Source organism: Brachyspira catarrhinii (assembly GCF_005518285.1).
Taxonomy (GTDB): domain Bacteria; phylum Spirochaetota; class Brachyspiria; order Brachyspirales; family Brachyspiraceae; genus Brachyspira; species Brachyspira catarrhinii.
Genome location: NZ_SJDU01000083.1, coordinates 1 through 7,425, shown reverse-complemented (window position 1 = coordinate 7,425; position 7,425 = coordinate 1). Strand labels below are relative to the sequence as shown.

Sequence of the window (7,425 nt, the reverse complement as noted above, 5' to 3'; positions counted from 1 at the left end):
CTATTATCTAGAAAAAACAGTTGGGCGGAGGAGGAATGTTTAATCGCAGACTTCATATGCTTTCGGCTTCTTGGGGATTTGTTTTTATTTCGGCTCATATAGGAATGCATTGGGGAATGTTTATCGGTATGATGAAATTAAGAAAAATTAAAGCGGTTATTTTAAGAATATTAATAAATATTTTGGGAATATTGATTGCGCTTTACGGAATATTTTCTTTTATAAAACGAAGATTATACGAGAAAATGTTTCTTCTTATCGACTACGCTTTTTTTGATTATGACGAGGCGATTATATTTTTCTTTTTGGATTATTTGGCGATTATGGGATTTTTTATATTTGTGACTTATTATTCTTCAAAATTATCGCAAAAAAGAAATAAATTAAATAATAAAATAAATGCTTGAAAAATCTTTTTTATAATTTATAATTAATTGAAAAAATAAAAACAAAAATTTAAAACTAAAAGGAGTTTTTATGGCAAGAGTAAAATATGTAGAATACGAAGAAGCTCAAGGAAAAGTAAAAGAAGCCTTTGACGAACAGATAAAAAAAAGCGGAAGCGTAACCAACATGAAAAAAGCGCTACTAAACGACTATGCCACTTATGACGCTTTCATGGGTTGGTATACTTCTTTCGGAAGGCTCGTTGAAATCGTAGGAAAAAGAGCGGCTATGATATTGGCGCATTCGGTTTCCACAACCAACGGATGTATGTTATGCTCTTTGTTTTTTATAAGAGATTTGAAAGCAATCGGAGACGACCCTAAAAATCTTAAATTGGACGAAAAAGAAAAATTATTATCCGAACTCGGAATGCAAATGGTAAAAGACCCGAACGCCGTTTCGGACGAATTAATCAATAATTTGAAGAAACATTTTTCAGATTCGGAGATTGTGACTATAGTGGGTTTTGCGGCTCAAATGATGGCTACGAATAATTTCAACGCCGTTTTGAAAATAGATTTGGACGATTCGTTAGTTCCAATCGCGGGCGAATTTGAAAAAGAAACTTGGCGAGCAAAAAATAAATAAATGGTTAGTATAGTAATAACTACAAAAAATGCCGAAGAGTTTATAGCCGACTGCATAAAATCGGTTATAAACTCTAATTATATTAAAGACTGCGGAGAAATTGAAATAATATTAGTCGACAATTATTCGACCGATAAAACCGTAGAAGTTGCAAAATCTTTAGGAGCGAAAACTTTCTTAAAAGGTCCCGAACGTTCGGCTCAAAGAAATTACGGAGTGGAGCAAGCTTCGGGAGAAATCGTAGGAATTTTGGACGCGGATATGACATTATCGGAAAATGTTATAAACGAATGCGTTGAAATATTTGAAAATAACGAAAACATAAAAGCGATTTATATTCCCGAGAAAATTTTTGGAGAAGGATTTTTTAATAAAGTGAGAAATTTTGAACGTTCGTTTTATAACGCAACCGTAATTGACGGACTTAGATTTTTTAGAAAAGAGGATTTTTTGAAAATAGGAGGATTCGACACTTCGCTTAACGGAACGGAAGATTGGGATTTTGACAGAAGAATGAAAGCTACGGGGGGGGGGGGGACGGCAATTATTAAATCTCCTTTATATCATCATGAAAATCATAATCTCAAAAAATATATTATAAAGAAAAGTTATTACGCTTCCAATTTCGACAATTATTTTAAGAAATGGGGATTTGACGAAACGACTAAAAAACAATTCGGATTTTATTATCGTTATATCGGAGTGTTTATCGAAAAAGGAAAATGGAAAAAATTATTCGCTCATCCTTTGCTTACGATTTCAATGTATTTTTTATTGTTTTTAAGAGGCTGCGTTTTCATACTCGCTAAATTTAATATATCGAAAAAAGAAAGCGTTTATGAGAAGAAATAAATCAGTTTTGGGATTTGATTATTTCTTTATAAACCGTATAAATTCCGTTGCTTGAAATTATTTCTAAATTCAAATTCGTAATGTTTTTTGATTCGTATAAATAATAAATAATATTCGCGTTACTTTGAACTTCGTCCCATTTGTCTGCATAAACGAAACCCATTTGACTAAAATATTGATTTCCGTTTTCTATAATAAATTTTTCTCCGTTTGAATCTTTTGCGATATTTTGAACCGTGTCAATATAATCGCTCCATCTGTAAGGCTCTTGATAATTTTTATAGAATATTATTATATTGAAAGTCATGGCAATCGCGCTTAATATATAAAAAATGGAAATATAATTTAAATATTTAAACTTCAAATTAATTTTCAAATTATAAAGAAAATAAATCATCGGAACAAAAGACAAAGCGAAAGCTCCGAAATGATATCTAAATTGTCCCGCTATTCCTCTGCCGATAATCGTTATAAAAATCGTTACTGGAAAATAAAGCAAAAATAATAAAAATAATTCTTTGATTAAAAATAAACTTTTATCGTTTGCGCCATTTTCAAATTTGTATTCTTTGTTTTTGAAAAATTTTATAGCGCAGTAAATAAAAGCAGTCAAAATTAAAACGATTGACAAAACTAAAATAATTAAAGTAAATATAAAATAAGGATTATCGTTCAAATAAAAATCCATTATCTTCTTAAAATTATTCGCCGCATACATTACGGAAAATTCGTTTGTCGGAAACATAAACAAAGAATGAACTTGCGGAAAAGGAAAAACTTCTCTCAAATCGCTATTAACCGAAAAATCGAGCATTTTATTCGTGTTAGCAAATCCGTTTTTTATCTCCGAAACCAAATAAGGCAAATATGTCAAAAACGACAAAAATACGCCGATTAAAAGAGATTTTATATTTTTTAATGTCGATTTAAATCTTATAATCAAATAAATTATCACGGTTGGGACGATTCCATAATAAACGCCAAAATGAGCTTGTCCCATTAAAGCCAAACATGGAAAAAACATCATCGCGGGAATATTTAAAGAATGATTTTCTTCATATATATTTATATATTCGCCAAATAGAGTTAAAAATAAAAACGATAAAGACAAAGTTATATTCGGATTATAAAAAATATTATTCGTATAAACGAAATAAATATTGAATAAAACCAAACACGACAAAATACTTGCGATTGAAAAACCGAATCTTTTATAAATCCAAAATAAAAATATCAAAGCGGGAATAAACATAGTTATAAAATTGAACACTCGCGCAATTTCGAGATTTTCGCCCGCCAATTTGTAGCATAATAAATAATGAATATAGAAAAATCCGCCAGGAACTCTCGGAGCGACTTCTTCGGTTAATGGTCCCATTTGAAATCTTGCGCCAGTCGTTGGAATCTCTCCTTTTTTGTAAAATTGTTTCATGTCGTAAAAATGCGTCATGAAATCTACAAAATCCGCTCCAGCTTTTGGGAATGCGTAAATTCTATTGAATATAGTTAAGAAAATCGATAAAATCAAAAGAATAGCCGAAATATAAATTAAAGTTTTTTGAGAATTCATTTTAATTCCTTTTTTAATTTTTTATTAGTTTATATTATATTGAATTCTTTTTGAAAATCAATCGATAACTTAAGTTATAGGTTGTCTATATATTTTGATGAAAGACTTTATTTCAATTATCTTCACAATCTATAAATAATAAATAAAAATAAAACGGCGTCATATTATTTAATCAATAAAAAATATAACGCCGTCTATTAAGAAGTATTTTTAATTATTATGTTCTTCTTTATCCAAGTTATCCATGAATTTATCGAATTCGTATAAATTTCTGCCTTTCAACTCGCCAAGAATTTTAATTTTATCCATAATGTCGTTGAATAAATTTTCTTCTTCGAGTTGCTCGTTTACAAACCAATCTAAAAATTTTAAAGTTATATAATCTTTATCGTCCATAGCTTTCTCTACGAGCTTTTTGATTAAAGAAGTTATATGTTGTTCATGCTTAACAATTTTTTCAAAAACTTCTTCAACGGACGAAAAACTATGTTCTGGTTCTTTCATAGCTCCCATAATAGGCTGTCCGTCAACTTTTTTAATGAAGTCGTTGAGTTTTTCCAAATGCGTATGCTCTTCGGCAGAGTGATTGTTTAAAAAAGCTTCGCATCCCTTTAATCCTTGTTTTGAACACCAACCAGCCATATTGAAATAAAGATTAGCCGAGTAATGCTCTTCGTTTAAATGATTGTTTAGAAGTTTAATAGTTTCTTCTGAAATTATAGGCATAAAATCTCCTTTGTTAGTAATGTTTTATTAATCTAATTATATGTTAAAAGAATAAATATTTCAATAGCAATATAAATTTTATATTTATAAACTTACAAAATACAAGCCTATTTGAAATCCTATATCAAACGAAGCGATATTTCTTCTGCTTATTGCCATATCCAAAATTCCGTCATTTTTCAAATTAAATGGAAAATCATAATTCGCATAAACTCCGAGCGTCATCATAAATCTGTTTTTTCCTTTGATTAAAAAATCTACGGAAGCCTTGAGATAAGGATAATAAATTTCCGTTAAAGCGTCTCTAACATCTCCGAAGTCTAATTTGTATTTATCGGAATATCGATATTGTCCTTCGGTTGAATATATCATCGAAAGCGGAATTTTGATTCCTCCGCCGATTCCCAAAGATAAAAATCCAAAATTTATTCTTGGCAAAAGTCCTATAGAAATATTATTCAAGCTAAAATTTTCAACTATTCGATTTTCGCTTTCGCCATGCCTAAATTCGTATCTGTCTTTGCTATAGCCTATATCCAAAAATATAGCGGAAGATATGGTATCGTAATATGAGAAAAAAATGCCGGGTTGAACGGAAAAAGAATTTTCAAATTCTCTGAAATCCGAATTGAATATTTTTCCTTTCTCCGTAGTCGCGGCGCTCGCTCCAAACTGTCCCATAAAACCGATTACGAAATTTGCAGCGTTTAACTTTGCAAATGAAAGAGCGAATATAACCGAAATTATAACTAATTTGTTTTTTAAAATATTATTCATAAAAAATCTCCTATTTATTTTCAAAATTCAAAAAATATCCGAATTGAAGTCCTATATCGAATCCCGTCATATAATTTTTATTTATTATAATATTATCCATGTAATTATTTTGCTGAAATTTAATCGGGAAATCATAATTAACATACAAACCGATTAATATATTATTAAATACATTGAAATCAAGCGAAGCCTTTATATAAGGAATAATGGCGCTTTGAAATAAATCTTGTAAATCTCCTCGACTTAAACGGTATTTATTTTTATCTTTTTTATATAACGCAGAAGTTGGAATTTTTGCTCCTCCACCTATTCCCAAAGAGAAAAATGAAAAATGAAATTTGCCAAACGCTCCTATAAGAAAACTGTCAAGCTGATAATTTTCTGTTATTCTATTTCCGTTTATATTATGTTTGAAATCGTAGGAATCATGATAATATCCGATTTCCGCCAAGACGGACGCGGATATTGTATTTACGATTCTTTGATTCGCTCCGATTAAAAAAGAAAATCCAGCATCAAAATCTCTAAAATCTGACGGAACGGATTTATTTGAGGAAGCTCCGCTTAACGCGAATTGTCCTAAAAATACCATCGACAAACTAGCCGCTTTAAGATTATAAGAATATATTCCAAATATTAATAGCGCTATAGAAAATACTTTTTTCATTATTTAGTCTCCGTTTAATTCATAGCTTATATTAAATATTAATAAATTTTTTCAAAAAGTCAATAGTAAAATAATCGGAATATATAAAGCTAATTTTTAGAATGCTTAAATATAGAAACAATATAAATCACCGAAGCCAAAATTATAATTCCTAAAGTTATCGCTCTGTTAATATTAATTTCCTCTTTATAAACGAATATTGCGAGAATAGTCGCCATAAACGGAACTAAAAATTGCAAAAATCCGAGCATAGAAATTTGAAGCCCTTTTGCCGCTTTTGCGTATAAATATAAAGGAACTCCCGTGGCAATTCCAGCAAACATTAAAGCTATCCATTTTGAAATCGGTTGAGAATTTTGCGGAAAATAAATTTTAGCGATTATTATAGAAGGAATTATTATTGCAAAAGTTTCCAAAAATAAACTCTCCCAGCCAGAATAAACCGAAAATTTTTTTAATATTCCGTATATTGAAAAAGTCAAAGCTATACAGAAAGCCATAATCGGAGGTTTGCCCAAGCTGATTGTCTGATAAATCATTCCGATAAACATTAAAACTATAGCCAAATATTCCAAAGGTTTTTTCTTTTCTCTAAAAATAACTATTCCAATAAAAATGCTTAAAATCGGACATATATAATAGGCAAGTCCCGCTTCCAAAACATTTCCCGAGTTAACCGTATAAATATATAAATACCAATTGATTCCAACCAATATTCCCGCGATTATCGTTTGAATCAAAGTTTTCTTGCCTCGATATAATTTTGATTTTTTATAAATTATTATGATTAAAGTAAATATAAAAGTCGTTATCACTCGCATTCCCAAAACGAAAGCCGAATCGAAATTTTGAACGGTTTTCCAATATATAGGAAGAAGTCCCCATAAAATATAAGCGGACGCTGCAAGAACGATTGATTTTTTATTATTCATTATTTTTATTTCTCGTTTTTTAATTCGTTATAATTTTTTGTCATAATATCATGCCAATATTTCAATTTAGAATTTTCGTCTCCTTCGATGTCCTTAAAATAAAATGGTTTTAAAAATCTAACTTTAATTTTTCTAAACGGATTTATCTTAAAACTTTTAGCCTTCATTATATCTTTAGTTCCGTAAATGACTACGGGCAAAATTGGAATATCGGGGCATTTTTCGGCTATTTTTAAAATTCCTCTTTTCGGCATATTTATCTCTCCCGTTTTACTTCTCGTGCCTTCGGGATATAAAACCACGCTCGTTTTGTTATTTAATCTCTCTTCGATGTCTTCTATTGATTTTGCCGCTCCGACAGTTCCTCTTTTAACAAAAATATAATTTGCCTTCCTCATTCCAAAGCCCACCATTGGGACTTTTCCGTAATCGTCTTTTGAAACGAAAGCGTATAAACCTTCGAATATACAAAAACAGCAGAAAATATCGAACGCGCTTTGATGGTTTGGAGTAAGCAAATATACTTTTTTTGAATCGTAATTTTCTTTATTCTCCAAATCGAATTTTATAAATGCGGTTTTCATTAAACCTCTCGCCCAAAATTTTGAAATAGAATGACTTATAATAATCGATTTTTTTTTGCTAAAAGGTCTGACAAAAATATATAAAATAAATACCGCTAAAAAATTTAATATGGTAAATATAATGTTTATTAAAAAATAAAATATCGTAAAAATCATAAAAGAAAGTTTATTATAGAAAATAAAAATTATCAAATTTAAACTTGACTTTTTTAACGAATTATTGTAACATTTCCCTATAATTATTTAATTAAAAATACTAAAAAAAGGACTTAAAATGTGTTT

The 7,425-nt window shown here is 29.6% G+C and carries 8 protein-coding genes and 1 pseudogene; 3 read left to right on the top strand and 6 right to left on the bottom strand.

Annotated features, from left to right (window positions below):
- Positions 1 to 32 precede the first annotated feature (32 nt).
- The 3 genes and pseudogenes from EZH24_RS04665 to EZH24_RS04655 form a co-directional block, all read left to right on the top strand.
- Positions 33 to 407, top strand: a pseudogene (locus tag EZH24_RS04665) (DUF4405 domain-containing protein); the annotation flags it as partial.
- 70 nt (positions 408 to 477) lie between these two features.
- Positions 478 to 1,035 carry a carboxymuconolactone decarboxylase family protein gene (locus EZH24_RS04660; RefSeq protein ID WP_137997956.1) on the top strand — a complete coding sequence of 186 codons (558 nt, stop codon included), beginning with the start codon at positions 478 to 480 and terminating at the stop codon, positions 1,033 to 1,035.
- Positions 1,036 to 1,887, top strand: coding sequence for a glycosyltransferase family 2 protein (locus tag EZH24_RS04655; protein ID WP_137997955.1), 852 nt, complete (start codon positions 1,036 to 1,038; stop codon positions 1,885 to 1,887).
- A gap of 1 nt (position 1,888) precedes the next feature.
- On the opposite strand, the gene EZH24_RS04650 is transcribed toward EZH24_RS04655, so the two are convergent.
- The 6 genes from EZH24_RS04650 to EZH24_RS04625 all read right to left on the bottom strand — a co-directional run bounded on the left by EZH24_RS04650 (position 1,889) and on the right by EZH24_RS04625 (position 7,170).
- Complete coding sequence (locus tag EZH24_RS04650; RefSeq protein ID WP_137997954.1) at positions 1,889 to 3,457, bottom strand: hypothetical protein; 1,569 nt, start codon at positions 3,455 to 3,457, stop codon at positions 1,889 to 1,891.
- A gap of 210 nt (positions 3,458 to 3,667) precedes the next feature.
- A complete protein-coding gene (locus EZH24_RS04645) occupies positions 3,668 to 4,183 on the bottom strand; it encodes a ferritin (protein ID WP_137997953.1) in 516 nt (171 codons plus the stop codon).
- An 84-nt stretch (positions 4,184 to 4,267) separates the two neighbouring features.
- Positions 4,268 to 4,960 carry a hypothetical protein gene (locus EZH24_RS04640; RefSeq protein WP_137997952.1) on the bottom strand — a complete coding sequence of 231 codons (693 nt, stop codon included), beginning with the start codon at positions 4,958 to 4,960 and terminating at the stop codon, positions 4,268 to 4,270.
- Between the two features lie 10 nt (positions 4,961 to 4,970).
- A complete protein-coding gene (locus tag EZH24_RS04635; RefSeq protein ID WP_137997951.1) occupies positions 4,971 to 5,627 on the bottom strand; it encodes a hypothetical protein in 657 nt (218 codons plus the stop codon).
- Positions 5,628 to 5,716: 89 nt separating this feature from the next.
- The gene (gene rarD, locus EZH24_RS04630) at positions 5,717 to 6,559 is read right to left on the bottom strand and encodes an EamA family transporter RarD (protein ID WP_137997950.1); all 843 of its coding nucleotides are present in this window, start codon (positions 6,557 to 6,559) and stop codon (positions 5,717 to 5,719) included.
- A 5-nt stretch (positions 6,560 to 6,564) separates the two neighbouring features.
- Positions 6,565 to 7,170 (bottom strand): lysophospholipid acyltransferase family protein, encoded by a 606-nt coding sequence (locus EZH24_RS04625; RefSeq protein ID WP_336596088.1) that lies wholly within the window; start codon positions 7,168 to 7,170, stop codon positions 6,565 to 6,567.
- Between the last annotated feature and the right edge of the window lie 255 nt (positions 7,171 to 7,425).

Excerpts from the sequence above, each read along its gene's own strand:
- EZH24_RS04640 (WP_137997952.1), bottom strand. The coding sequence starts at position 4,960 with ATGAATAATATTTTAAAAAACAAATTAGTTATAATTTCGGTTATATTC.
- EZH24_RS04635 (WP_137997951.1), bottom strand. The coding sequence starts at position 5,627 with ATGAAAAAAGTATTTTCTATAGCGCTATTAATATTTGGAATATATTCT.
- EZH24_RS04645 (WP_137997953.1), bottom strand. The coding sequence starts at position 4,183 with ATGCCTATAATTTCAGAAGAAACTATTAAACTTCTAAACAATCATTTA.
- EZH24_RS04650 (WP_137997954.1), bottom strand. The coding sequence starts at position 3,457 with ATGAATTCTCAAAAAACTTTAATTTATATTTCGGCTATTCTTTTGATT.
- EZH24_RS04655 (WP_137997955.1), top strand. The coding sequence starts at position 1,036 with ATGGTTAGTATAGTAATAACTACAAAAAATGCCGAAGAGTTTATAGCC.
- rarD (WP_137997950.1), bottom strand. The coding sequence starts at position 6,559 with ATGAATAATAAAAAATCAATCGTTCTTGCAGCGTCCGCTTATATTTTA.
- EZH24_RS04660 (WP_137997956.1), top strand. The coding sequence starts at position 478 with ATGGCAAGAGTAAAATATGTAGAATACGAAGAAGCTCAAGGAAAAGTA.